The organism is Tardiphaga sp. 866_E4_N1_4 (assembly GCF_052076075.1).
Taxonomy (GTDB): Bacteria; Pseudomonadota; Alphaproteobacteria; order Rhizobiales; family Xanthobacteraceae; genus Tardiphaga; species Tardiphaga robiniae.
Genome location: NZ_CP197242.1, coordinates 5,374,256 through 5,398,224, shown reverse-complemented (window position 1 = coordinate 5,398,224; position 23,969 = coordinate 5,374,256). Strand labels below are relative to the sequence as shown.

21 protein-coding genes are annotated in these 23,969 nt (G+C 61.5%); 14 read left to right on the top strand and 7 right to left on the bottom strand.

What is annotated here, in order from left to right; all coding sequences use genetic code 11:
- Window positions 1–145 precede the first annotated feature (145 nt).
- Window positions 146–1,153, top strand: a complete 1,008-nt coding sequence (locus AB8B20_RS25980) for a helix-turn-helix domain-containing protein (protein ID WP_439073123.1) — start codon at window positions 146–148, stop codon at window positions 1,151–1,153.
- On the opposite strand, the gene AB8B20_RS25975 is transcribed toward AB8B20_RS25980, so the two are convergent.
- From AB8B20_RS25975 to AB8B20_RS25965, 3 genes are all read right to left on the bottom strand, one after another.
- A complete protein-coding gene (locus tag AB8B20_RS25975) occupies window positions 1,150–2,172 on the bottom strand; it encodes an NAD(P)H-dependent flavin oxidoreductase (protein WP_439073124.1) in 1,023 nt (340 codons plus the stop codon). The two genes, AB8B20_RS25980 and AB8B20_RS25975, sit on opposite strands and share 4 nt — an antisense overlap.
- Window positions 2,173–2,259: 87 nt before the next feature.
- Complete coding sequence (locus AB8B20_RS25970; protein WP_439073125.1) at window positions 2,260–5,412, bottom strand: efflux RND transporter permease subunit; 3,153 nt, start codon at window positions 5,410–5,412, stop codon at window positions 2,260–2,262.
- 5 nt (window positions 5,413–5,417) lie between these two features.
- Entirely contained in the window at window positions 5,418–6,629 is a 1,212-nt protein-coding gene (locus tag AB8B20_RS25965) for an efflux RND transporter periplasmic adaptor subunit (protein WP_439073126.1), read from the bottom strand.
- Between the two features lie 196 nt (window positions 6,630–6,825).
- Here AB8B20_RS25965 and AB8B20_RS25960 point away from each other — a divergent pair, with 196 nt between their 5' ends.
- Complete coding sequence (locus AB8B20_RS25960) at window positions 6,826–7,506, top strand: TetR/AcrR family transcriptional regulator (RefSeq protein WP_439073127.1); 681 nt, start codon at window positions 6,826–6,828, stop codon at window positions 7,504–7,506.
- 95 nt (window positions 7,507–7,601) lie between these two features.
- Window positions 7,602–8,024, top strand: a complete 423-nt coding sequence (locus tag AB8B20_RS25955; protein ID WP_184513628.1) for a hypothetical protein — start codon at window positions 7,602–7,604, stop codon at window positions 8,022–8,024.
- Between the two features lie 10 nt (window positions 8,025–8,034).
- Here AB8B20_RS25955 and AB8B20_RS25950 read toward each other — a convergent pair whose 3' ends face one another.
- Window positions 8,035–9,246, bottom strand: coding sequence for a glycosyltransferase (locus AB8B20_RS25950; RefSeq protein ID WP_093759432.1), 1,212 nt, complete (start codon window positions 9,244–9,246; stop codon window positions 8,035–8,037).
- Window positions 9,247–9,510: 264 nt separating this feature from the next.
- Here AB8B20_RS25950 and AB8B20_RS25945 point away from each other — a divergent pair, with 264 nt between their 5' ends.
- The 9 genes from AB8B20_RS25945 to AB8B20_RS25905 all read left to right on the top strand — a co-directional run bounded on the left by AB8B20_RS25945 (window position 9,511) and on the right by AB8B20_RS25905 (window position 19,099).
- Entirely contained in the window at window positions 9,511–10,449 is a 939-nt protein-coding gene (locus AB8B20_RS25945; protein WP_068733475.1) for a LysR family transcriptional regulator, read from the top strand.
- Between the two features lie 104 nt (window positions 10,450–10,553).
- Window positions 10,554–11,444, top strand: coding sequence for a shikimate dehydrogenase (locus AB8B20_RS25940; RefSeq protein WP_439073128.1), 891 nt, complete (start codon window positions 10,554–10,556; stop codon window positions 11,442–11,444).
- A gap of 60 nt (window positions 11,445–11,504) precedes the next feature.
- A complete protein-coding gene (locus AB8B20_RS25935; RefSeq protein WP_089262041.1) occupies window positions 11,505–12,647 on the top strand; it encodes an ABC transporter substrate-binding protein in 1,143 nt (380 codons plus the stop codon).
- A 183-nt stretch (window positions 12,648–12,830) separates the two neighbouring features.
- Complete coding sequence (locus AB8B20_RS25930; RefSeq protein ID WP_439073129.1) at window positions 12,831–13,706, top strand: branched-chain amino acid ABC transporter permease; 876 nt, start codon at window positions 12,831–12,833, stop codon at window positions 13,704–13,706.
- On the top strand, window positions 13,703–14,698 hold the full coding sequence (locus AB8B20_RS25925; RefSeq protein ID WP_439073130.1) for a branched-chain amino acid ABC transporter permease: 996 nt from the start codon (window positions 13,703–13,705) through the stop codon (window positions 14,696–14,698). The genes AB8B20_RS25930 and AB8B20_RS25925 overlap by 4 nt, the downstream gene beginning before the upstream one ends.
- Window positions 14,695–15,438 carry an ABC transporter ATP-binding protein gene (locus AB8B20_RS25920; protein WP_089262045.1) on the top strand — a complete coding sequence of 248 codons (744 nt, stop codon included), beginning with the start codon at window positions 14,695–14,697 and terminating at the stop codon, window positions 15,436–15,438. Before AB8B20_RS25925 ends, AB8B20_RS25920 begins: the two co-directional genes overlap by 4 nt.
- Window positions 15,439–15,450: 12 nt before the next feature.
- Window positions 15,451–16,191, top strand: a complete 741-nt coding sequence (locus tag AB8B20_RS25915; protein WP_439073131.1) for an ABC transporter ATP-binding protein — start codon at window positions 15,451–15,453, stop codon at window positions 16,189–16,191.
- Entirely contained in the window at window positions 16,188–17,243 is a 1,056-nt protein-coding gene (locus tag AB8B20_RS25910) for a Gfo/Idh/MocA family protein (protein ID WP_439073132.1), read from the top strand. The genes AB8B20_RS25915 and AB8B20_RS25910 overlap by 4 nt, the downstream gene beginning before the upstream one ends.
- Window positions 17,240–19,099, top strand: a complete 1,860-nt coding sequence (locus AB8B20_RS25905; RefSeq protein ID WP_439073133.1) for a bifunctional sugar phosphate isomerase/epimerase/4-hydroxyphenylpyruvate dioxygenase family protein — start codon at window positions 17,240–17,242, stop codon at window positions 19,097–19,099. Before AB8B20_RS25910 ends, AB8B20_RS25905 begins: the two co-directional genes overlap by 4 nt.
- 15 nt (window positions 19,100–19,114) lie before the next feature.
- Here AB8B20_RS25905 and AB8B20_RS25900 read toward each other — a convergent pair whose 3' ends face one another.
- The 3 genes from AB8B20_RS25900 to mnmA are packed head-to-tail and all read right to left on the bottom strand — an operon-like array spanning window position 19,115 to window position 21,389.
- On the bottom strand, window positions 19,115–19,486 hold the full coding sequence (locus AB8B20_RS25900; protein WP_439073134.1) for a hypothetical protein: 372 nt from the start codon (window positions 19,484–19,486) through the stop codon (window positions 19,115–19,117).
- 50 nt (window positions 19,487–19,536) lie between these two features.
- Window positions 19,537–20,175, bottom strand: coding sequence for a class I SAM-dependent methyltransferase (locus AB8B20_RS25895; protein ID WP_089262053.1), 639 nt, complete (start codon window positions 20,173–20,175; stop codon window positions 19,537–19,539).
- 17 nt (window positions 20,176–20,192) lie between these two features.
- Window positions 20,193–21,389 (bottom strand): tRNA 2-thiouridine(34) synthase MnmA, encoded by a 1,197-nt coding sequence (gene mnmA / locus AB8B20_RS25890; RefSeq protein WP_120289120.1) that lies wholly within the window; start codon window positions 21,387–21,389, stop codon window positions 20,193–20,195.
- 320 nt (window positions 21,390–21,709) lie between these two features.
- Between mnmA and AB8B20_RS25885 the strand changes: the two genes are divergently transcribed.
- Both AB8B20_RS25885 and AB8B20_RS25880 read left to right on the top strand, forming a co-directional pair.
- The gene (locus tag AB8B20_RS25885; protein ID WP_439073135.1) at window positions 21,710–23,221 is read left to right on the top strand and encodes a flagellar hook-length control protein FliK; all 1,512 of its coding nucleotides are present in this window, start codon (window positions 21,710–21,712) and stop codon (window positions 23,219–23,221) included.
- Between the two features lie 10 nt (window positions 23,222–23,231).
- Window positions 23,232–23,945, top strand: a complete 714-nt coding sequence (locus AB8B20_RS25880) for a flagellar hook assembly protein FlgD (protein WP_175366389.1) — start codon at window positions 23,232–23,234, stop codon at window positions 23,943–23,945.
- Window positions 23,946–23,969: the final 24 nt, after the last annotated feature.

Below are 23,969 nucleotides of genomic sequence, written 5' to 3'. Positions count from 1 at the left end.
GGATCATCTGCGGAGGGCGGTTCGGCCGTTATCAAGAATCGGCAAATCTTCCGAAAATCAGCCCATGCCTTTCCGGCGGGACTGGCATAGGCTTTGCTTAGATTAACATCTGCACCCTGATTGAGCGGCCAAGAGTGGATCCGGCATGTTGTTGTCTCCTGATGTCTCTGCTGGTGGAAGCGCTGCAATAGCTGCGGATTCCTGGCTATTCGACACCGCGAGCGATGACGTCGATACGCATTGCGCCAATCTCGGCCGCTGGCGGCTGGATTACGATCAGATCAGTTGCGGCGCTTTTCGCGGCACTTTCACCGAGGTACGGCTGCCCGGACTTCAGGTGTTCAGGGAAACCACAAGCCAGAAAGTGCGCCAATACGGACTACTCGGCTCCGACAGCTTCGGCATCGCGCTACCGTGGAATACCCAGACCGACATCAATTTCAACGGCGCCTGCATGTCGCCGGGCAACGTCATCACGTGCTTCGATGCAGAAGTCGACATGTGCACACCGCCGGAGTTCGAGTTGCGTGGGGTCGTGATGGACGCGGCGCTGATGGAAAAGACACTGGCTGCTTTGCAGATCGAACTGCCCGACGGCCTCTGGCATCAGTTGAGGGAATTGAAGACGGACCCGGATGCGATCGACCGCGTCCGGCAGTTGCTGGTCTATGCGCACCAGGTCGTCGCACAGACACCGCAAATTCTGGACGACATTGCCGCCCGTCAGCATCTCGAAGACAATTTGCTATCAGAGATCATCGATCTGTTGCCGACGCTGCAGCCCTGCGACGACCTACGCGGCGGCAATGCGCGCAAGCGTCTGGTCGAACGCGCCTGCGCCTTGATGCTCGCGCGGCCGGACGAGCCGATGTCGATCCTCGATGTCTGCAAGGGCGTCGGCGCCAGCCGCCGCAAGCTGAACTACTGTTTTCAGGACGTACTCGGCAGCAATCCGATCCACTATCTCCGAGCGGTTCGGCTCAACCGCGTGCGCCGCGAACTCAAGCAATGCATCGATGAGCAGATCGGTGTGTACGATATCGCGGTGAAGTGGGGCTTCTGGCACTTCAGCCAGTTCTCGCTCGACTACAAGCGCCACTTTGCGGAATTGCCGTCCGAAACCCTGCGCCGGGCGCGAATGCTTCACTCCTAGCGCACTGGCCCCGCGGGCGAACGCCGTGTCGTCGAACGCGCAGTCTCATATTCATCGCGCGTGCGGGCAACCAGCCTCGCTACGGGCTCGATTGCAGCAACACCTGAGACAGAGTGGCCTGCGCTCCAGACGTCACGCCATCGCTTGACCCCGGACGTCGCCTGCCGGCCATAGAGCGCATCGGCGCGTTCTTTGGTCATGTCCGTCGGCAGATCTTTCGGATCAAGGCCCGCGGCGACAATCGAGGGAACCAGCGTATTGGTTTCCAGGCCGGTGAAAGCCCGTGACAGCAGGACATCGTCGAGCTCGGACGTGACGAGCATCCGCTTGTACTCGTCCACTGCCATGCTCTCCTCGGTGGCAATGAACTTGGTACCCATATAGCTGAGATCGCAGCCGAGCACCTCGGCGGCAAACACCGCCTGCCCGTCCGACACACCGCCGGCCAGCACGACCGGCCCCTCCCAGAACGAGCGAACCGCACGCACGAACGAAAAACCGTTGACCCAGCCGGTCTGCCCGCCGGCACCCGCCGTCAGCAAGACGAGCCCATCGACTCCCGCTGCAATGGCTTTCTTCGCATGCCGGATCGAAGCTACATCGGCAAACACCATACAGCCTGCCTCATGCAGCGGGCCGACGACCGCATCCGGCGGTCCGACGCTGGTGATCACCATCTCGCAGCCATGCCGGATCACCGTCGCCAGATCATCCTGCAAGGTCTCGCGACGAATGATGAGATTCGGACAGAACGGCGCGTCGTCCGGCCCGAGCGCGCCGAGAATGCGCGCTATCCAGCCATCGAGTTCATCATCGGTTCGGCAATTGGCCGTCGGAAACGAACCGATCACGCCAGCCTTGCACGCCGCAATGACGAGTTCCGGGCCTGACACGCGAAACATCGGCGCTGCGACCAAAGGCACCGACAGCCGCGGCCGGATGGTTTCCGCAAAGCGCGCAGCACTCGTTTTGCCGCTGGGGTCATTGATCACGCGGTGGTCACCCGAAGACAGCGGCATCTTTTTCCATCCCTCTCATTTTTCGGAGGATAGCCGGAATTCCCCGGTGACCGCTATAAGCCGGCCGGAATGCCGAGCATGACGCGGTTACTCCGCGGGCGATGCCACTGCGTGCTCCTGCGCCTGGCCCTTTTCGTCCTTCTTGCGGCCCGGAAACAGGCGCTGCACCAACACATAAAGCACCGGCACGAAGAAGATGCCGAGCGCCGTCGCGGTGACCATACCGCCCGCGACGCCGATGCCGATGGCATTCTGGCTGGCCGAACCTGCGCCCGTCGCCATCGCCAGGGGCAGCACGCCGAGAACAAAGGCCAACGAAGTCATCAGGATCGGGCGCAAACGCTGCCGTGCAGCGTGCAACGTCGCCTCGACCAGCGACTTGCCCGCCGCTTGTTGCTCGATAGCAAACTCCACGATCAGAATCGCGTTTTTCGCGGACAGGCCTATCGTCGTGAGTAGACCGACCTGGAAATAGACATCGTTGGCCTGCCCGAACATCGTGGCCGCCGCCAGCGCTCCAAGGATGCCGATCGGCACGGACAGCATCACGGCGAAGGGGATCGACCAGCTCTCATAGAGGGCCGCGAGGCAGAGGAACACGATCAGTACCGAAATCGCATAGAGATAAAGCGTCTGGCTGCCGGTCAGCCGCTCCTGAAACGACAGTCCGGTCCATTCATGCGTATAGCCGGCCGGCAGTTTCTTCACCTGCTCATCGACCGCTGTCATCGCGGTGCCCGAACTGGTGCCGGGTGCCGCCTGTCCCTGGATCTGCACGGCCGCCACGCCATTGTAACGCTCGAGGCGCGGCGAGCCGTAGCTCCATCTCTCGCTCGCGAAAGCTGTGAACGGCACCATCGAGCCCGACCCGTTGCGCACATACCATCTTCCGATATCGGTCGTCCCCATCCGGAACGGCGCGTCGCCCTGCACGTAGACCTGTTTCACGCGGCCGCGGTCGATGAAGTCGTTGACATAAGAGCCGCCCCACGCCGCCGACAGCGTCGTGTTGAGGTCGGTCAGGTTGATGCCAAGCGCCGTGGCTTTCGGCTGATCTATATCGAGATTGAATTGCGGCGTATCATCCTGTCCGTTCGGCCGCGACTGCGCGACACGCTTGTCGCCTGCAAGCTGTCCGAGCAATTGATTGCGGGTCTTTAGCAGCTCCTCGTGGCCGGCACCGCCGGAGTCCTGCAGATAGAAGTCGAAGCCGCTGGCATTGCCGAAGCCCGGCAGCGACGGCGGCAACACGGTGAAGGCCATCGCGTCACGAATCTTCGAGAACACTGCCATTGCACGCCCGGCAATGGCCTGCGCCGACTTCGCGTGATCCGCACGTTCCGCAAACGGCTTCAGGCTGATGAATGCGAGACCGACATTCTGGCCCTGCCCGGCGAAGCTGAAACCACGCACGGCGAACACGCCCTGCACGGTGTCCTTCTCATTCTCCATGAATTGATGCTCGACCTGCTTGATCACATCGAGCGTGCGGCCGGCGGTGGCGCCCACCGGTAGCTGGATCAGTGAGATGAGCGTGCCTTGGTCTTCGTCGGGAAGGAACGAGCTCGGCAACCGGACGAATAGCAGCACCATGCCGGCGACAACGGCGACGAAAGCGATCAAGGCAGCGGCGGGCCGCCGTACCACAGCGCCCGTGGTCTTTTCATAGCCACTCGCTGTGCGATCGAAAGTGCGATTGAACCAGCCGAAGAAACCGCGCTTCTGGCCATGACCCTTCTCGGGCTTTTTCAGAATCGTCGCGCACAACGCCGGCGTCAGGATCATCGCCACCAGCACCGATAGCACCATGGCCGACACGATGGTGAGTGCGAATTGCCGATAGATGATGCCGACAGAGCCGCTGAAAAAGGCCATCGGAATGAACACCGCCGACAGCACGACGCCGATGCCAACCAGCGCGCCGGTGATCTCGTGCATCGACTTCTCGGTCGCCTCGCGCGGCGACAGGCCCTCTTCCTCCATCACGCGCTCGACGTTCTCCACCACGACGATGGCGTCGTCGACAAGCAGGCCGATGGCGAGCACCATCGCGAACATGGTCAGCGTGTTGATGGAATATCCGGCAATCGACAGCACGCCGAAAGTGCCGAGCAGAACCACCGGCACGGCAATGGTCGGGATGATGGTCGCCCGCCAGCTCTGCAGGAAAACAAACATCACGATGAAGACGAGCACGATCGCCTCGAACAGCGTGTGCACGACCTTCTCGATCGACAATTTCACGAATGGCGTCGTGTCATAAGGGTAGATCACCTTCAGCCCCGCCGGCATATTCGCCGTGAGCTGATTAATGCGCGCCTTCACACCCTCGGATGTGGCCACCGCATTGGCACCGGTTGCCAGGCTGATGCCCATGCCGGCCGCCGGCTTGCCATTGTAGCGCGCGACGGCGTCATAACTCTTGGAGCCGAGTTCGACGCGAGCGACATCCTTGATACGAACCGTCTGGCCAGACGTGCTGGTCCGCAGGATGACGTCGTTGAATTGTTCGATCGTCTGCAACCGGCTCTGCGACGTGATCGTCGCATTGAGCTGCTGTCCACCGACTGCCGGGAGACCGCCGAGCTGGCCGGCGGTCACCTGGATGTTCTGAGCTGTGATGGCCGCGGTGACATCGCCCGGCATCAGATTGTATTTCGCGAGCTTGTCGGCATCGAGCCAGATCCGCATCGCATATTCGGCACCGAACAATTGCACCTGGCCCACACCGGAGACGCGGCTGATCGGCTCGTTGATCGAACTCGCCACATAATCCGCGATGTCGCTGGCGGTCATGCTGCCGTCTTCGGAGACGAAGCCGAGAACCATCAGGAAGCTCGACGACGACTTCACCACGCGCAGGCCCTGCTGCTGCACGACCTGCGGCAGAAGCGGCATCGCAAGCTGCAGCTTGTTCTGCACCTGCACCTGCGCGATGTCGGGATTGGCCTCGTTGCTGAAGGTGATCGAGATCTGCACGGTGCCGGTCGAGGTCGAGTAGGACGACATATATTGCAGATAGTCGACGCCAGTCATGTTCTGCTCGATGACCTTGGTCACCGAGTTCTCCGCCGTTTGCGCATTGGCGCCCGGATAGGTCGCGGAGATCGTGATCACCGTCGGTGCGATCTGCGGGTACTGGGCGATCGGCAGCCCGAGAATGGCCAGCAGGCCACCGAACATGATCAGGATCGCAAGGACCCAGGCAAAGATCGGCCGTTTGATGAAGAAATGCGACATGCCCGTTATTCCTTGCGGGCCGCGGGCGCAGCGTCGGGGCCCGCGTCAGCCTGCTTGCCGGGATTGAGGGTCAGGCCGGTGGCGGGATCGACGGTCACCTCGACAGTCCGGGCATTGGCGCCCGGCTTGACCTTCTGCAATCCGTCGATGATCACGCGATCACCCGAGGCAGCGCCGCGTTCGACAAGCCAGTTGTTGCCGATCGCCTGAGCGACTTCGATAATGCGCTGCTCGACCTTGCCGTCCTTGTCGACGAACATGGCGGTCGCTTGCCCGAGCGGATTACGCGACACCGCACGCTGCGGGATCATGATCGCAGTGGGATCGACACCGGCTACAACGCGCGCACGCACATACATGCCAGTCAATAGCGCACGGTTTGGATTTGCGAAGATGGCGCGGGTGCTGACCGAACCGGTCGCCTCATTCACGCTGGAATCGGTGAAGCTGTATTTGCCCTTCTGGTCGTAAGTCTTGCTGTTCTCCAGCAACAGCTCGATCTGGACACGACCATCCGGCTGCTTCAACCGGCCGCTCTGAAGCTGCGAGCGCAGCCGCTCCATTTCCGAGGTCGATTGATCGAGATCCACATAAATCGGATCGAGTTGCTGGATCGTGGTCAGCGCACTGGCCTGGCTCGCGGTGACCAAGGCCCCCGGCGTGATCGACGACTTTCCGATGCGACCTGAGATCGAGGCGGTTACCTTCGTGCGGTCAAGCGCGATTGCCGCGGTATCGCGATTGGCCTCGGCAGCTTTGAGATCGGCTTCGCCCTGCTTGAAGGTGGCGACGGCATCGTCGACATCCTGCTGACTGGCAGCATTGGTCTTGAGCAACTGCGTCTTGCGCTCGGCCTTGAGCCGCACGCTCACGAGATTGGCTTGCGCCTTCAGAACCGCAGCCTCCGCGCTTTCGAGCGCAGCCTGATATTGAACCGGGTCGATCTCATAGAGAAGATCGCCTGCTTTCACTTCCGAACCTTCGACAAAGTTTCGCTTCTGCAGGATTCCCGTAACCTGCGGCCGCACTTCCGAGACCTGATAGGCATTGACCCGGCCGGGAAGCACGGTGGAGACCGGCGCCTCCCGCGTCTTCAGAACCAGGACGCCAACTTCAGGCGCCGGCGGAGTCGCAGCTTCCTTCTTCGCTTCGCCACATCCCGCGAGCGCCAGCAGGCCAACCAGGGCGAAAGGGCGCACAAATCCAAGACTCGTCATCAGTTCACCAATGCAAAACGGCGTCCGGCATCCGCGCAAATCGCGGACGACGTCGCCGTTGGAAATATGTGGAAACTCTTCGGTTTCCGTACAGGAAACTTGGTAGTTTCCTTTCGGGAAGTCAAGCGCTATACAGCGGGGGAAGTCGCTGCTCAAGCGTTTGTGAGACGGCCTCGGTTAACAGGATCGATGCGCAATGGTTGCACCAGCAAGTGCGAGGAAGAATCGCGATGGCACTTTGTCGCAGGCAACGCGTCTGCCGCCGGCGAGTCCTGCCGCATCGAGCACTTCGGCTTCGCCATCCGACGAACGCACCGAGCATCTGCTCACGGTAGCCAAAGCAACCTTCACGTTGAAGGGCTTCGCGGCGACCACCATGGATGACATCGCTGGCGCCGCCGGCATGTCGAAGAAAACGCTCTACAAGATGTTCGCCAGCAAGAGCGAGCTGTTCCGCGCGATGCTGCTGGGCAGCCTGCCGCAGGTTCGTTTCAGTCACGTAGAAACCAAGGGTACGCCGATCGACCGGTTAAGGTTATCCCTGAAGCACATCGTCGATATCGCGCTAGCACCCGACGAAATAGCACTGCATCGGCTGATCATCAGCGAGCGCCTGCTCTCCCCGGATATCGCCGGCATCTTCGCCGAGGTCATCTTCGAACTGGGCGCCAAGGACGTGGTAGAGGCCCTTAAGCGCGTGACGCTCCGGTCCGAGCTGCGCGATCAGCCCATCAAGCAGGTCTCCGAAATGCTGCTCGGAATCGTGTTCGCCAATGATCACTTCAGGCTGATGGCGGATAACAGCTATCGCCTCAACCGGCGCATGCTCAACACGCGGATCGAGTTGGCGATCGCGATGTTCTGCAAGCCCGCCTGATCAGGTATCCGATTTCTTAACCGATTGATCACCATAATCGGCCAAGCTGCGCCATTGCGCGGCATACCGCCGCGCGCGCTTGGACCGGATACGGCATGTTCCAGATGTTCCTGCGGGCTCGTGCCCAGAACTATCTTCGCAGCCTTGTCGGCGAGCGTGAGTTCAGGGCGCGTTCGGCTGAACGCGATGCCGAAACTGATCGCGAGCGGCTGGATTACGTCCTTTCGGCCCTCGATAGCGCACTCAGCAATGCCGAAGCCGAGCAGGCCGGCCTCACCCGCCGCGTCGACGATGTGCTGGCGCGCGCGGCCGTGACCTTCGGCAATGGGGACGATGAGTATCTGACGCGGGAGAAGCTCGACAGCGATCACCTGGACCTGTTCGAGACCGAAATTTCAAACGGCCAGCGCCGGTTGCGCGACCTTGCTGTCAGCATCTCGCACTTCAAGTTCCTGAAGACCGCCATGCTGTCGCGGTTTCCGGATTACAGAGGCCCCGCGTCGCGGGCGTCATCGTAACGGCAGATGCCTATTCGCTTCGGGCGGAATCCTTGGCATCGCTCCAACGCCGCTTGAAGCCCGCCGCATCCGGCGAACTGCCATCGCGATTGCGCCGCCGCTCACCGCTGAATGTCCGCATGTGGTCGTTCACAAATGACATCAGTTCGTTGCGGAAACGCTCAGCCGAGAATTTCTCGGCCTGCATCCGGCAGTCAGCACGCGAAAATGAGCTTTCATTCGCTACAAAGGCACGGACGCATTCCGCAATCGCCTTCGGCTCGTTGGAATCGAAAAACATGCCGGTGCGCAATTCCGGAGAGGCCGAGACCGTCTCTCGCGCGCCGCCGCGGCCGAACGCCAGAACCGGCGCACCCTCGGATTCCGCTTCGACAACGATGATCCCGAAGTCTTCCTCGGCGGCAAAGACGAAGGCACGCGCCGTCGCCATCAATTCGCGCAGCTTCTCATCACTGACGAAGCCGACGAATGTCACGTTCGGGCCGGCGATCGCCTTCAACCGCTCCGCATCCGGGCCGTCGCCTGCAACGATCAGCTTCTGATCCGGCAGTTCGGCAAAGGCCTGGATCACGGCTTCGATCTTCTTGTAGGGCACCAGACGACTTGCCGCGAGGAAGTGGTCCCCCGTGGGCAGATCGGGCGGCAGCTTCGACATGGTCACCGGCGGATAGATGACCTTGGCGTCGCGGCCATAGACCTTCTTGATCCGCTTGGCGACGAAATTGGAATTCGCCAGCATGGCGTCCGGCCCATGGGCCGTGCGCACGTCCCAGATCCGGATGCGGTGCAGCAGTGCTCGCGCCAACGCGCTCTTGATGCCAGCGGTGTAACCGCTTTCATTCAGATAAGCGTGCTGCAGATCCCACGCATAACGCATCGGCGAATGCACATAGGACACGTGGAGCTGGTTCGGGCCGGTGATCACGCCCTTGGCCACCGCATAGCTGCTGGAAATAACCAGGTCGTAACCTGACAGATCGAACTGCTCGATCGCGATCGGCATGAGTGGCAAGTATGACCGATGACGTTTGCGGATGAACGGCATCTTCTGCAAGAAGCTGGTACGCGCCTTCTTGAAGCCAATCTTGGCGCGATCTTCCGGCGTCAGCACATCGAACAGCGTGAAAACGTCCGCTTCCGGATAGCACTGCAATATCTCGCGCAGCACCTGCTCGGCACCGCCCAGCGTGTAGAGCCAATCGTGGACGACAGCGACGCGCATAGGACCTCAACGGCGGAAACGACGAATGTGGGCTGACCTGAAAATAGACCAATGCGCCCCTTCTACAATCCACTCCTACAACTTGCGTTAATTCGATTGCGAACTGTCGGTAAAAATTGAATCAATTCAGATGTGTTCTGATAATCTCTGGGGAAGATGCTACCCGGTTCGCAGGACGCGGTCGGTACCATGTCCATCCAGGGCAGACGAGCGCGCATTCTGGCGCACCATCCGCGCCATTCAGCATAACGAGAGTTCTTGCGCATGATGACGTTACGCCAGGTTGAAGTGATCCGCGCCGTCATGGTGACGGGCACCATTGGCGGCGCTGCCAAGCTCCTGAATGTGTCCGCGCCCGGCATCAGCCGCCTGGTCAAATACACCGAGAAGTCGCTCGGCATCCGCTTCTTCCAGCGCCAGAACGGACGCTACTTCCCGACCCCTGAAGCGCAGAATATTTTCGAGCAGATCAACGGTGTCTACAAGAAAGTCGACGATCTCACCGAGATCATCTCCAAAATCGGCCATGGAACGCTGTCGGAACTGCGCATCGGATCGGTTCCCAGTATCTCGCAGGTGATGGTGCCACGCGCCATCGAACAGGTGCGGCGGCGTTATCCCGGCCTGCGGATCGACATCAACATTCTGAAGCTTGAGGAGGCGATCGACTATCTGCTGCTCGGTCGCGGCGACTGCGTCGCCATGAGCTATCGGCTCGAACATCCCGGGCTCGACTTCATGCCGCTGGCATCCGGCGAATTGTTCTGCATCGTGCCCGAGGGACACGAGCTTGCGGGTCGCAAGCAGGTGTCGGCCAAGGAGATCATTCGGTATCCCCTCATCGGCATCGATCCCAACGATCCCTACGGTCGGATCATGGCGGAGATCTTCGCCCGCAATAAACTCAAATACGACATCACCATCCGGGCGAGATTTGGCACCACGGTCTGTGCCCTGGTGAAGGCAGGATTGGGCATCGCGGTCATCGACCAGTTCACGGTGGCCCATGGCGGCTATCCCGGCGTCGAGGTGATCCGCATCGTCGAACCGACCCGGTTCGATACCTATGTCGCCGTGAAACGCGGCGCGCCGCTGTCACTGCATATCGAGCATTTCATCGACTGCCTGCGCACCGAGATGCGTGCAGTCGGCTCTCACAAAATTGCCGCTGCAAAGCCGGCCTCGCGCGTCCGTAAAAAATAACATCATGTTATGTTTGTTGTATAACAGGGTAATTGTGTTAGATCGCCGCCGCGCTATCTTCTGTCCTGTTTCTGATGATGATTGACAGTATTGGCCATCCGTTCATGACCTCTTCGACGCCCCATACCCCGGCGACGGGCCAACGTTTCCTCACCGGCCTGCTCGGCGCGCCGATCGCGCATTCAGCGTCACCGGCGATGCACGAGCGGGCCGCCGAGGCCATGGGCGCCCGCTGTCACTATCAGCTGATCGAAATCGCCGGTGCCGACCGCGGCGATTTGCACGCCGTTCTGGACGGCGTCCGTCGCCTCGGTTTTGCCGGCATAAACGTGACCTTCCCCTATAAGGAAGCCGTGGTCGATCTACTCGACGAGCTCTCGCCCGGGGCCAAGGCCATCGGCGCCGTCAATACGGTCGTGGTCCGCGACGGCAGGCTGACTGGCCACAACACCGACACCACGGGCTTTGCACGGGCCGCCAGGCAACTGGTCGCCAATTCCAACCACGGCCCGGTCGCGGTCATCGGCACCGGCGGCGTCGGCAAGGCCATCGCCTTTGCGCTGGCTGATCTCGGCGTTTCCGAGATCAGGATCTTTGATACGGACGCGGCCAAGGCCCGGCATCTCATTTCGCTGCTCCACAACAAGCAAAGCATCCGCGTGGCGGACAGCGTCGATGACGCCGTTCGCGGCGCGGTCGGCATCGTCAACGGCACACCCATCGGCATGTTGCCCAACCGCGGCACGCCAGTGCCCGATGCGCTGCTGCATGCGGAAGCGTGGGTTGCGGATGCCGTGTATTCCCCGCTGTGGACGCCGCTGCTCAACGCGGCCAAGGCCAAAGGCGCGCCGGTCATGACCGGCCGCGATCTGGCGATCTACCAGGCCGCCGATGCCTTTGAGTTGTTTACAGGATTTGCGCCTTCACCGACTGAAATGGGAATTGCTTTCGACGCCGTCATGGTCAAAAGGTACCCGACACCAAACGCAGCCTGAATGAAGCGGCCGCTCATAAGGCCGCACCCACAAACACAACAATAGCAACAGGAGGATTCCATGAAGCCAGTGTTCTTGGCGAGCGCCCTGCTCGCGACTGTATTGACCGGTGCTGCCATCGCGCAGTCCGGAGCCCCTATTAAACTCGCCAATGTCGCCGAATTGTCCGGCGGTGGCGCCACCGTCGGCACCAACTGGAAGAACGGCATCGATCTCGCGATCGAAGAAATCAATTCCAAGGGCGGTGTACTCGGCCGCAAGCTGGAAGTGACCCATGCAGACTCGCAGTCCAACCCCGGTGTCGCCCGCGCCCAGGTTCAGAAGGCACTGGACGCCGAGCCTTATGTGCTGCTCGGGCCCGGCTATTCCGGTTCGGTGAAGGTCACCGCGCCGCTCGCCGCCGAAGCCGGCATCGCACAAATCATGGGCGGCGAAGCCGCTGAACTCACGACAACCGGCAACAAGTTTCTGTTCCGGACGTCGTTTGGCCAGCAGTCGTCCATGCCCAAGGTCGCCAAATACATCAACGACGAATTGAAGGCGAAGTCGGTCGCCATCGTTTGGGTTAACAATGACTTCGGCAAAGGCGGGCGCGATTCCATCAGCAAGGAATTCGCCAAGTACAATATCAAGGTCGCGGCCGATCTCTCCACCGAAGCCGGCCAGGCCGATTTCGCGGCCGATGTCAGCAAGATCAAGTCGGCGGCGCCGGACGCGGTGTTCGTCTATGTCAACGAAGAAGAGAGCGCGCGCATACTCAAGGAGTTGAAACGCCAGGGCATCACTGTGCCGCTGGTCGGCGAAACCACGCTGGTCGGACAGAAGGTCGTCGAACTCGCCGGCGACGCGGCCAATGGCGCGCGCGGCCATGTCGGCCTCACCACCGACGCGCCGGTCGAACTGATCAAGGCGTTCCGCGACAAGTTCGTGAAGAAGTACAACTACGTCCCAGACCATAACGGCCTCAAGGGCTGGCTCGCGATCTACATGATCAAGGCCACCACCGAGAAGATGGGCAAGGTCGATTCCAAGGGCTTCGCCGATGCCCTGCACGGCTTCACAATCACCGCCGCCAAGGAGCCGGGCATCCTGATGGACGCGACCTTCGACGCCAATGGCGACATCGATAGACAGGGTTTCCTCGTCGAGATCGTCGAGGGCAAGCAGGTCGTCAAGCAGGTGCTGCCAAAGCTCGGCAACTGAGGCCTCGCGTACTTAAGCTCTCCCCGCTTGCGGGGAGAGGTCGGAGCCGAGCGGAAGCGAGGCTTCGGGTGAGGGGGAGCGAGTGTTTTACGTGCAAGACCCCCTCACCCCAGCCCTCTCCCCGCAAGCGGGGCGAGGGAGCGCGCGGCCGGTGCTTTAGCTGCCGGCCATTTGGAGAACCACATGTCCAACCTTCTCGATCTCCTCATCGCAGGTCTTGCCACCGGGGCGATCTACGCGATCGTCGCGGTCGGCTTCACGCTGCTGTGGCAGACCTCACAGACCATCAATTTCGCGCAGGGCGAATTCGTCATGCTGCCGGCATTCCTGATGCTGGCGGTGATGCATGCTGGCGCGCCGTTCTGGCTGGCGATCCTAATTGGCATCGCACTGTCGCTGCTGCTGCTGGGCCTCGGCTTCAAGATGCTGCTGGTCGATCCAATGCTACGCCATGGCGTGCTGCCGCTGGCGATTGCGACCATGGCCCTGGCCATCGGCATCAAGGAAGCCGCCAAGCAATTCTGGAGCGCAGAGGCCTCGCCCTTTCCCTCGATCATTCCGGGCGGCGATATCACGATTTTCGGCCGCGTCGTCGCGCTGCAGAGCGTCGGCGTGCTGGTGCTGGCGATCCTAGCCGTGCTCGGCCTGACAACGCTGCTGAACCGCACTTCCATCGGTCACCAGATGCAGGCTGCCGCGCAGAACCCGACCGTCGCGCGCATCATCGGCGTGCCCGTCGAACGCATGATCCTGCTGACCTTCCTGATCAACGCGTTTCTGGTCGCGCTGGCCTCGCTGCTCATCACGCCGATCTATCTCGCTAAATTCTCCAACGGAGAAGTGCTCGGCCAGGCCGCGTTCATCGCCGCCATTGTCGGCGGCTTCAACCAGGTCCGCGGCGCCATTGCCGGCGGCCTGCTGATCGGCGTCGTCGACAATCTGTCAGCCGCCTATGTCTCCACCCAGTATCGCGCCGCCGTGCCATTGGTTCTGCTGATCGCGATCATTCTGTTTCGGCCGCAAGGCATGCTTGGCCGGCCTGAGGAGCGCACCGTATGACCGCGGCGAAGACCCTCAAGATCGGCTTCGGCATCGTTATCATTGCCGCGCTGATCATCGTCCCGATGAATTTCAACCGCTACGGTCTGTTCATCCTGAGCCAGTGGGCTGTGATGACCATCGCCGCCATGGGGCTCAATCTGACGCTGGGCTATGCCGGGCAGGTCTCGCTGGCGCAGGGCGCCTTTGTCGGCATCGGCGCTTATACGGCTGCGATCATGACATCGAACGGCCTGCCGCTCATCGGAGCGCTCGGCGTTGCCATCGTGCTGTGCTTCGCCATCGGCTGGATTCTCGGCTATCCCGCCCTGCGCGTACAGCACCACTATCTGGCTTTTGTCACCCTCGCCTTTTCGACGCTCGCTTTTCTCGTGTTTCGGAACGAGGATTGGCTGACCAAGGGCATCTACGGCATCAGCAACATTCCTCGCCCGGAAATCTTCGGCTATCCGACGCGGCGGCCGTTGCCGTTCTATTATGTCTGTCTGGGATCGCTCGGCATCGTCTCACTGGCCGTCTGGTGGCTGATCCGTTCTCCCTGGGGCCGTGCTTTCATTGCACTGCGCGAAAATCCCGTTCGTGCGCTCTCGCTCGGCATCGACACACGGCGCTATACGCTGATGGCTTTTGCGATCGGTTCCGCGCTCGGTGGTGTCGCCGGCACGCTCTATGCGCCGCTGACCCAATATGTCGATCCCGTGCCGTTCCACCTGTCGCTATCCCTCGATCTCTTGATGATGGTGATCGTCGGCGGCTCCGGTTTCTTCTTCGGGCCGTTCCTTGGCGCGATGATCGCCGTGCTGTTGCCTGAATGGCTGCGCTTCACGCAGGGTTACTATCTGATGCTCTATGCCATCGCAGTGATCCTGTTGCTGATCTACTCACCCACCGGCATTCTCGGCATTCTCGATCGTTACATCTCCGAACGCCGCACCAAGGCAGCCTCCGCATTACGTGCGGTCGCCAAAGCGAAACTGGAAACGGCGCCATGACCGCGGTTCTCGAAGTCAGCAATATCCGTAAGAGCTTTGGCGGCATCACCGCCGTCAACGGCGTCTCGTTCGATGTGCAGGAAGGGGAAATCCTCGGCCTGATCGGTCCGAACGGCTGCGGCAAGTCCACTTTGTTCAACTGCATCCTCGGCCAGCTCACGCCAAGCGCCGGCGAAGTGAAGGTCGACGGCAAGGTGGTCACTGGTATGCGGCCGTCAGAGCTGAACGGCCTCGGTGTCAGCCGCACGTTTCAATTGCTGCAGGTATTCCCGAAGCTGTCGGTGCGCGAAAACCTGATCCTTGCCGGTCAGGAACACCAAGGTAACATGCTGTCGCGCCTGCTCGGCCCATCCGATGCCGGACTGACCGAGGCGGCCAACCAGATGATCGGCTTCTTCAAGCTCGACCATCTCGCCGATGAGCCCGCGGGCGGCCTCTCTTATGGCCAGCAGAAACTGCTCGATGCCGCGATGGCCTTCATGGGCGGCCCGCGCCTCGTGCTGCTCGACGAGCCTGCCGGCGGCGTCAACCTGACCATGCTCGCGGATCTCAAGGATCGCCTCGCGGCGATCAACCGGGAGAAGCGCGCCACTTTCGTTGTCATCGAGCACAACATGGAATTCGTGATGTCGCTCTGCACACGCGTGATGGTGATGGCCGAAGGCAAGGTTCTTGCGGTGGGGCGACCGGACGAAATCCGTGCCAATCCTGCCGTGATCGAAGCCTATTTGGGACATTGAGGATATAACGCTATGAGCGATGCAATCCTGGACGTTCTGAACCTTGTCGGCGGCTACGGCAAGATGACGATCTTGAATGGCACCACCTTCTCGGTGCCGGCTGGGTCGATCACCACCGTCATCGGGCCAAACGGCGCCGGCAAGTCCACGGTGTTCAAGGCGATCTTCGGCCTGTTGAAGCTGCGTGAAGGCAAAGTTACATTCAAAGGCAAGGACGTCACCGGTCTCAGCCAGCGCGCACTGCTGACGGCAGGCATCTGCTATGTCCCGCAGGGCCGCAACATCTTCCCGGAACTCACGGTCCGTCACAATATCGAGCTTGGTGCCGTCGCCGCCGGCCGCGACATCACCGATCTGCCGGCTCGTATCGAGGCCGCTCTCGATAAATTCCCCGTGCTGCGCACCAAGGCGAAGCAACAGGCCTCGACGCTATCCGGCGGCGAGCAGAAGCAGCTCGAAATCGCTCGCGGCCTGCTGCTCAATCCACAGCTGGTGCTGATCGATGAACCTTCCATTGGGCTGTCGCCGCTGATGGTGCTGCAGACCTTCAACATCCTGAAGGAGCTGCGTGACCGCGGTGTCTCGATCCTGATGATCGAGCAGAACGCACGCTCGGCACTGGAGATTTCCGATTTCGGCATCGTGCTCGAACTCGGCCAGACCCGCTTGATGGACAAGGCCGACCGTGTGCTTAACGATCCGCGCATCGGACAGTTGTTCCTCGGCGGCGCCATGACGGAGACCGCGGCATGAGCACGATGCGGATCGGCGTGGCGGGCGCAGGTGCGATCGGCCGCAAGCATGTCGAGCTGATCGAGGCCTCAAGGGATTGCATCGTCGCGGGGATCGCCGACCCCTCGCCCGAAGCGAAAGCATTCGCGTCGGCGCGCGGCATCGACTGGTATGCCGACCATCGCGAACTGCTTGAAGAAGCGCAGCCCGACGGCCTGATTGTCGCTTCCCCGAACGCGCTGCATCTGGCGATGACGCTGGACTGCATCGAACACGGCATCCCGGCGCTGGTGGAAAAGCCGGTCACCGACACCGTGATGGCCGCGCAGGAGTTGCTTCGGGCTACCAGGCGTTCCGGCGTGGCGGTGCTGGTCGGCCATCATCGCCGTCACAATCCACGCATCAAGGCGATACGTGACGCGATTGCTGCCGGGCAGATCGGTCAACTCACCGCCGTGGTCGGGCTGTGGCTGCTGAAGAAGCCCGACGATTATTTCGACGTCGCCTGGCGACGCGAGCCGGGTGGCGGTCCGGTCCTGATCAACCTGGTGCATGACCTCGACAATCTACGCTTCATCTGCGGCGAGATCGTCCACGTGCAGGCGCTGACCTCGAACAAAGCGCGCGGCTTCGCGGTCGAAGATACTGCGGCGCTGCTGCTGAGATTCGCCAGTGGCGCGCTCGGCACGGTGACGGTGTCCGATGCCACACCGGCGCCATGGAGCTGGGAATTGTCGTCCGGCGAAAACACCGCCTACGCCCGCGAAAACCAGCCCTGCTATCTGTTTGCCGGCACCAAGGGCTCGCTCTCCGTGCCGACCATGGAGCTGTGGTCCTATCCCGATGCCAGCGGCTGGTTCACGCCGCTCGCCCGCACCGATCTTGTCGCGGCGAATGACGATCCGCTGGCCGAACAGCTCCGGCATTTCCTCGCCGTCATCGCCCGTCGCGAAGCGCCCTTTATTACCGTCGAGGATGCCATGGGTACGCTCGCTGTTGTTGAAGCCGTACAGCAAGCAGCGCGCACCGGCATGCGCGTCTCGCCCGGCCAGATCGTGGAGCAGGCTGCATGACCAAGCTCTCAATCGCCACCGTCTCGCTATCAGGCGCACTGGACGAAAAACTCCGCGCCATCGCTGCTGCCGGCTTCGACGAGGTCGAGATCTTCGAAGCGGACCTTCTCTCTTTCAACGGAAGCCCGCGGGATGTCGGCCAGATGTGCCGCGACCTCGGCCTGACCATCTGCGCTTTCCAGCCGTTCCGCGACTTCGAGGGCATGCCGGAGCCGCAGCGCAGCCGCAACTTCGCGCGCGCGGCGCGCAAGTTCGACCTGATGAAAGAGTTGCAGACGGACTTGATGCTAATCTGTAGCAACATCTCGCCGGCCTCGCTTGGCGGTATCGACCGCGCCGCAGCGGATTTTCATGAGCTTGGAGACCTCGCCGCGCAGCATGGCATGCGTGTCGGCTTCGAGGCGCTCGCATGGGGCGCTCATGTCAACGACTATCGCGATGCCTGGGAGATCGTGCGCCGCGCCAATCACCCGTCCATCGGCGTGATCCTCGATAGTTTCCATGCACTGGCTCCGGCATTTCCCGTCAGCGCCATCGCATCGATCCCGGCCGACAAGATCTTTCTGGTACAGCTCGCCGACGCGCCGAAGCTGGGCCTCGATGTCCTGTCCTGGAGCCGACATTTCCGCTGCTTCCCCGGTCAGGGCGACCTGCCTGTGGCCAAGTTCATGGAGGCCGTGCAAGCCACCGGCTATAGCGGCGCGTGGTCGCTCGAGATTTTCAACGACCAGTTCCGCGCAGGCTCCGCGGTTCGCACTGCCACTGACGGGCTGCGTTCACTGATCCTGTTGCAGGATCAACTGGCAAAGACACCGGCCGACGCCCTGCAGCCGAAGACATCGACCCGCGGCGTCGGCTTCGTCGAATTTGCCGTCAACGAGACCAAGGCCGCGGACCTTGCGACGTTGCTCAGCCAACTTGGCTTTCGCAAGACCGGCGCTCATCGCAGCAAGGACGTCGAACGCTGGTCCCAGGGCGCGATTGAGCTCGTGATCAATTCTGAGCCGGACGGTTTCGCACATTCGCATTACGTGACGCATGGCCCCGGCGTGTGCGCCATCGCACTGGACGTCGGCAATACCAAGCAGGCCATGGCGCGCGCTGAAGCCTTGCAGGCGCGGACATTCTATCAGCCAGTCGGACCGGGCGAACTGGAAATCCCGGCGATCCACGGCGTCGGCGGAAGTCTTCTCTATTTCCTGGAAGCGGCCGGCAAGAACTGGGACGTAGATTTCGAGCCGCTGCAGAGCAATGCCGGTACAGACCATCTCTCCGTCGTCGATCACATCTCGCAATCGATGCCCTATGACGAGATGCTGTCGTGGCTTCTGTTTTACACCGGCATTCTCGACCTGCAGCGCCTGCCGCAGATGGAAATTCCGGATCCGGTCGGCCTCGTGCAAAGCCAGGCGCTGATATCAGCCAATCAGTCGCTGCGCATCATTTTGAACGGATCATCCGCAACGCGCACGCTGTCGAACCGCTTCATCTCGGAGTTCTTCGGTTCCGGCGTGCAACATATCGCGTTCTTGTGCGACAATATCTTTTCTGCTGTGGCCGATATGCGCAAACGCGGCGCCAAATTCCTACGTATTCCCGACAATTACTACGATGACGTGGAAGCCAAATATGGGCTCGATGCCGAGCTGATGGCTGCGCTGCGCGACAACCAGATCCTGTATGATCGCGAAGGCGACGGTGAATTCTTCCAGATCTACACGCCGAGCTTCGATGAGCGCTTCTTCTTCGAGATTGTCGAGCGCCGCAACTATCAGGGGTTTGGTGCGGCTAACGCCGGTATCCGTCTCGCAGCTCAAACGCGTGACGCGCGGCCTGTGTCCGTGCCGCGCGCCTGACGAACTCGTTAAGGCTTACTTCGGCCGAACGCTTTGATCGCCACCGGGACTGCCGGGCGGGGGAATCACCGGCGTATTGCTACTATCTGAATTCGGCGCGCGTGCCCGCATCGCGGGATCGACATTGCTCGGCGGGCAAAGGACACCATCTGATTGCGCGAGCTTATCGCCCAACGGCTCCGGGCTCTGGCCGGTCGTCGTACCGCTCGGAGCAATCGTCCCCTGTGGGGTCGTTTGTGTGGGTGCACAATTGGCATTTGCGCGCTCGGCCGATGGCGGCGCGGTCTGTGCGGGAGGCGTGGCAGGCGTCGGCGGCGCCTGCGCGAAGGTGGCGCTGGAACCGGCGATGACTAGACCTGCGATGACGAGCGACTGTTTGATCTGCATCCGGAGCCAACCGCGGGCGCGAACGGAGGTTCCGGTCCCGCGCTCCACAGTCAGGATTTAATGTAACGGATCAGCGAAAAATGCCCCATCGGCGGCATCGGCCGCCGCTCGGCCAGTGTGATCCCGCCATGGACCGTTGCCCAGTCCACCAGCCGCTTCCACGGAAATTCCGGTCGCCAGCCGAGACGGCGCGCCAGCGGCGCAAAGGCCAGTTCGAAAATCTTGCGCGGACCGCTTTCGGCGCCGATGTGATTGACGAGAATGAGCTCGCCGCCTGGTTTCAACACGCGGATGAAATCGTCCAGCGTCGCTTCCGGATCGGGTACGGCAGTGATGACATATTGCGCCACGACGGCATCGAAATGATTGTCGGGGAATGCGAGATTCTTCGCATCCATAACCGCCAGCGTTTCGACATTGGTGAGGTTGTGGGTGCGGACGCGCTCATGCGCCTTGCGCAGCATCGGCTCGGAAATATCGACGCCGCAAATCTTCGTGGTGCGGGCGTAATCGACCAGCGACAGACCTGTGCCAACACCGACATCAAGGATGCGGCCGCCAATGCGATCGGCCTCGATAATCGTCGATTGCCGACCGCTATCGAACACTTTTCCAAAAACCAGATCGTAAATCGGCGCCCAGCGCCCGTAAGCCTTCGCGACCCCCGCGCGGTCGATATCGCCAGCCATGCCCCTACCCTGAACTCTTACACACGCATTGCTGCGACGGCAGGGACACTAGCATCGCGGGGGGAGATGCTGACAGGGCTTTTCGCCGCAGCGCTCTTGATGAAGCCGCCGCCGAGCACGCGGGCCTGACCGTCCGGCGCGTCGTAGAACACACAGGCCTGACCGGGCGACACGCCCTCCTCGCCGCCGACCAGTTCGATCTCGTAGCCGCCATTCATAGCACGCAACCAGGCTGGCTGTGGTCCACGGGTCGAGCGCACCTTGACGAACAGCTCGAGGCCATTGCCAACAGCGCTATCGAGCGTCCCGCCGCCGATCCAGTTGACGTCGCGCAGCACAATGCGGTGCATCCGCAAGGCCTCGCGCGGGCCGACCACCACGCGCCGGGTGACGGCGTCGAGTTTGATCACATAGAGCGGCGCGCTCGCTGCAATACCGAGGCCGCGGCGCTGACCGATAGTGAAATGGATAATGCCGTCGTGGCGGCCGATGACATGGCCATCCATATCGACGATCTCGCCGGGTTCAAGCGCATTCGGCTTCAGACGCTCGATCACGTCGGTGTAGCGGCCGGACGGCACGAAGCAAATGTCCTGGCTGTCCTGCTTGTCGGCGACCGACAGATCGAACTGCCGGGCCAATTCGCGGGTCTGCGGCTTGCTCATGTCACCGAGCGGAAAGCGGAGATAATCGAGCTGTTCCTGCGTGGTGGCGAACAGGAAATAGCTCTGGTCGCGATCCGCATCGGCAGCACAGACCATGGCGCGCGAGCCGTTAGCAAGGCGGCGCGAGGCCACATAATGACCGGTCGCCAGCGCCTGCGCGCCGAGATCGCGCGCGGTCGCCAGCAGATCGCGGAACTTGACCGAACGATTGCATTCGATGCACGGCACCGGCGTTTCGCCGGAAGCATAGCTCGCGGCAAAATTGTCGATGACGGACTCGCGGAACCTGCTTTCGTAATCCAGCACGTAATGCGGGATCCCGATCCGCTCGGCCACGTCGCGGGCATCATGGATGTCACGGCCGGCGCAGCAGGCGCCCTTGCGATGGGTGGCGGCGCCGTGATCGTAGAGTTGCAGCGTAATACCGACGACGTCGTAGCCCTGCGACTTCAACAGCGCAGCCGTCGCCGAGGAGTCGACGCCGCCGGACATGGCGACCACGACCCTGGTGTCCTGCGGACGGCCTTCGAGATCGAGACTGTTAAGCATGGTTTCGGTCACTGATGCGACCGCGCTGGCTGCAAACCGTCGCGATCAGGAAAACGGAGCCAAATCCCGGAACTTAAGGTCGGTCCGACAATGGGTTGGGATATGGCACTTTAATATAGGCCGCCTTGCGCTCAATCAATCACGGCGCCTCGCCGGAAACGGCAATTCTTGCCGCCGGGCAGAAAAGATAATGCCGCGACGCTCCCCACGGAGGTTCCATCCGAATTACAACATACTGATTTATATAGATATTTTTATAAAACGAGAGGTGGCCCGGTCCTTGCTGAAAGGAGGATAGAACTCTTCTGGAAAGGCCGCCCGTGGTTAGCGTCACGTCCGATATCGTCTCAAACGTCTCGTTTCAGAACGCACGATCAAATTCGTCCCGCGACGATCAGCGGTCGGATGCCGACAGCTTCGGCTCGCTGGTCGACAGCAACACCGTTGCCAGCGCCAATAGCGACCGCGCCGCGGCAGCCCAGCCTGATCTGCCAGCATCCGCACGGCGCGACGACACCCGCTCCTCAAGTAATGACCGCACACGGCAGGCCGACGACGCGGCCGCCAATGCACGCGACCGCGACACCCACGCAGCCGATGCCGCGCAGGACTCCCGCAAGGCGAATAAGAGCGACCCGAGCGATATGAAGGTCGATTCCAAGGCCGAAGCGAAGACGGGCGACAAGACCGACACCAAGGACGCCCCGTCCAAGGATACCGACAAGACAGCAACGACCGACGCCGACGCAACGGCCTCAACCGAGAAACCCGTCGCGGTTGCCGCCGTCGCCGTTGCGATCCCCGTGCCTGCGGCCACGACCGATGTTGCAGTAGCTCCAACAGCGCCCGAAACCACCGGCGTTGCACAGCCTCTCGCCATCGCTGCAGCCGTTTTGAAAGCCCAGACGGCAGTGACCGAAGCCGCAACGGTTGACGCCGAAGCGGCGCCTGCATCGACGACCCCGGAAGCCGAAGCGAATTTCGCGGCACTTATCGCATCCGCGACACCCACGGGCGGCAAAGCCGGCGCGAACAAGACCAGCGCAGCCGATGCCGCAACGGCATCAACGGCTGAGGTCAAATCAGAAGACAAGACGAAGGCGGCCACGACGACGTCCACGCAGCCAGTCGACGCGGCCGCAGCGGCAACAGTCGGCAAGGACGCCAAGCCGGGCGACAAACCCGTAGATGGCGTAGCAACTGACGCGACCACTGCTGCACCGGAAGCTGCAAAGCCTGCGGCTAGTGCTGCCCACGAGCGTCGCACCGAACACACCGCTCAGGCTGCAGTACCGGATGTGACTGCGCCGACCACCAATAGCTTGCAGCAGCAGCCGTTGCAGACCGCAACGACGCCGATTGCAGCTGCGACCCCGCAATTGACCGCCACGGTCGCGACCAATGCGCCAGTGCCTTTGAATGGCGTCGCCGTCGAGATCGCGCAGAACGCCAAATCGGGCAAGAGCAGCTTCGACATCCGGCTCGACCCTGCCGAGCTCGGCCGTATCGATGTCCGGCTCGAAGTCGACAAGCATGGCAATGTCACCTCGCATCTCACCGTCGAGAAGCCGGAAACCCTGACCATGCTGCGCCAGGATGCACCGCAACTGCAGCGCGCGCTCGAACAGGCGGGTCTCAAGACCAACGACAGCGGATTACAATTCAGCCTGCGCGATCAATCGCAAGGCCAGCAACAGAATAGTGGCGAGAATTCGGGCCGCAACGCCCAGCGCCTTGTGATCCACGAAGACGAGTCCGTGCCTGCGATTGCTGCGGGCCGCGGTTATGGCCGCATGCTGGGATCCAGCAGCGGCGTCGACATCAGTATCTGAGGAGTGAACCATGGCAGTTGAAGCAACGACTCCAAGCCCTGTCGTATCCGGTACCACGCCGGTATCGAACTCGAGCAGCAGCTCCGGCTCGACGACCACCGGCATTGCCGATAATTTCCAGACGTTCCTGACGCTGCTGACGACGCAGCTGCAGAACCAGAACCCGCTCGATCCACTCGATACCAATCAGTTCACGCAGCAACTCGTGCAGTTCGCGGGCGTCGAACAGCAGCTCAAGTCGAACGATCAGTTGAAAGCCCTGGTCGATCTCGGCAAAGCTACGGAAGCGACGCAGGCGCTCATCTATGTCGGCAACAACGTCGCTGTCGATGGCAGCACGGCGCAATTCAAGACGTCGGCGACATGGAATCTTCTCGCCGACAAGGACTCGACAGCCACCGTCAACATTACGAATTCCGCTGGTAACGTTGTCTACACCGGCAAGTACACGTTGAAGTCCGGCAACGGCACTTTCGTATGGGATGGCAAGGGCAATGATGGTGTTCAGTATCCCGAAGGGGCCTATACGCTGACTGCAACGGGCAAGGATGACAACGGCCGCGACGTCGCCATCTCCACGGAAGTCCAGGGCGTTGTGGATTCCGTCGATCTGTCAGCGAGCCCCGCCCTGCTCTCGATCAACGGCACCAACTATACCGTCGACAAGATCAAGCGTGTGGTGCGGCCGACGACTCCGACGACGCCAACCACACCGACAACCTGACGCTGCGCCGCGTCATCTCCTCGG

Coding starts and splice junctions, on each gene's coding strand:
- AB8B20_RS25925 (WP_439073130.1), top strand. CDS start 13,703: ATGACCGCGGCGAAGACCCTCAAGATCGGCTTCGGCATCGTTATCATT.
- AB8B20_RS25920 (WP_089262045.1), top strand. CDS start 14,695: ATGACCGCGGTTCTCGAAGTCAGCAATATCCGTAAGAGCTTTGGCGGC.
- AB8B20_RS25895 (WP_089262053.1), bottom strand. CDS start 20,175: ATGGCTGGCGATATCGACCGCGCGGGGGTCGCGAAGGCTTACGGGCGC.
- AB8B20_RS25880 (WP_175366389.1), top strand. CDS start 23,232: ATGGCAGTTGAAGCAACGACTCCAAGCCCTGTCGTATCCGGTACCACG.
- AB8B20_RS25955 (WP_184513628.1), top strand. CDS start 7,602: ATGTTCCAGATGTTCCTGCGGGCTCGTGCCCAGAACTATCTTCGCAGC.
- AB8B20_RS25980 (WP_439073123.1), top strand. CDS start 146: ATGTTGTTGTCTCCTGATGTCTCTGCTGGTGGAAGCGCTGCAATAGCT.
- AB8B20_RS25975 (WP_439073124.1), bottom strand. CDS start 2,172: ATGCCGCTGTCTTCGGGTGACCACCGCGTGATCAATGACCCCAGCGGC.
- AB8B20_RS25945 (WP_068733475.1), top strand. CDS start 9,511: ATGATGACGTTACGCCAGGTTGAAGTGATCCGCGCCGTCATGGTGACG.
- AB8B20_RS25970 (WP_439073125.1), bottom strand. CDS start 5,412: ATGTCGCATTTCTTCATCAAACGGCCGATCTTTGCCTGGGTCCTTGCG.
- AB8B20_RS25950 (WP_093759432.1), bottom strand. CDS start 9,246: ATGCGCGTCGCTGTCGTCCACGATTGGCTCTACACGCTGGGCGGTGCC.
- AB8B20_RS25900 (WP_439073134.1), bottom strand. CDS start 19,486: ATGCAGATCAAACAGTCGCTCGTCATCGCAGGTCTAGTCATCGCCGGT.
- AB8B20_RS25940 (WP_439073128.1), top strand. CDS start 10,554: ATGACCTCTTCGACGCCCCATACCCCGGCGACGGGCCAACGTTTCCTC.
- AB8B20_RS25915 (WP_439073131.1), top strand. CDS start 15,451: ATGAGCGATGCAATCCTGGACGTTCTGAACCTTGTCGGCGGCTACGGC.
- AB8B20_RS25960 (WP_439073127.1), top strand. CDS start 6,826: ATGGTTGCACCAGCAAGTGCGAGGAAGAATCGCGATGGCACTTTGTCG.
- AB8B20_RS25935 (WP_089262041.1), top strand. CDS start 11,505: ATGAAGCCAGTGTTCTTGGCGAGCGCCCTGCTCGCGACTGTATTGACC.
- mnmA (WP_120289120.1), bottom strand. CDS start 21,389: ATGCTTAACAGTCTCGATCTCGAAGGCCGTCCGCAGGACACCAGGGTC.
- AB8B20_RS25910 (WP_439073132.1), top strand. CDS start 16,188: ATGAGCACGATGCGGATCGGCGTGGCGGGCGCAGGTGCGATCGGCCGC.
- AB8B20_RS25930 (WP_439073129.1), top strand. CDS start 12,831: ATGTCCAACCTTCTCGATCTCCTCATCGCAGGTCTTGCCACCGGGGCG.
- AB8B20_RS25965 (WP_439073126.1), bottom strand. CDS start 6,629: ATGACGAGTCTTGGATTTGTGCGCCCTTTCGCCCTGGTTGGCCTGCTG.
- AB8B20_RS25905 (WP_439073133.1), top strand. CDS start 17,240: ATGACCAAGCTCTCAATCGCCACCGTCTCGCTATCAGGCGCACTGGAC.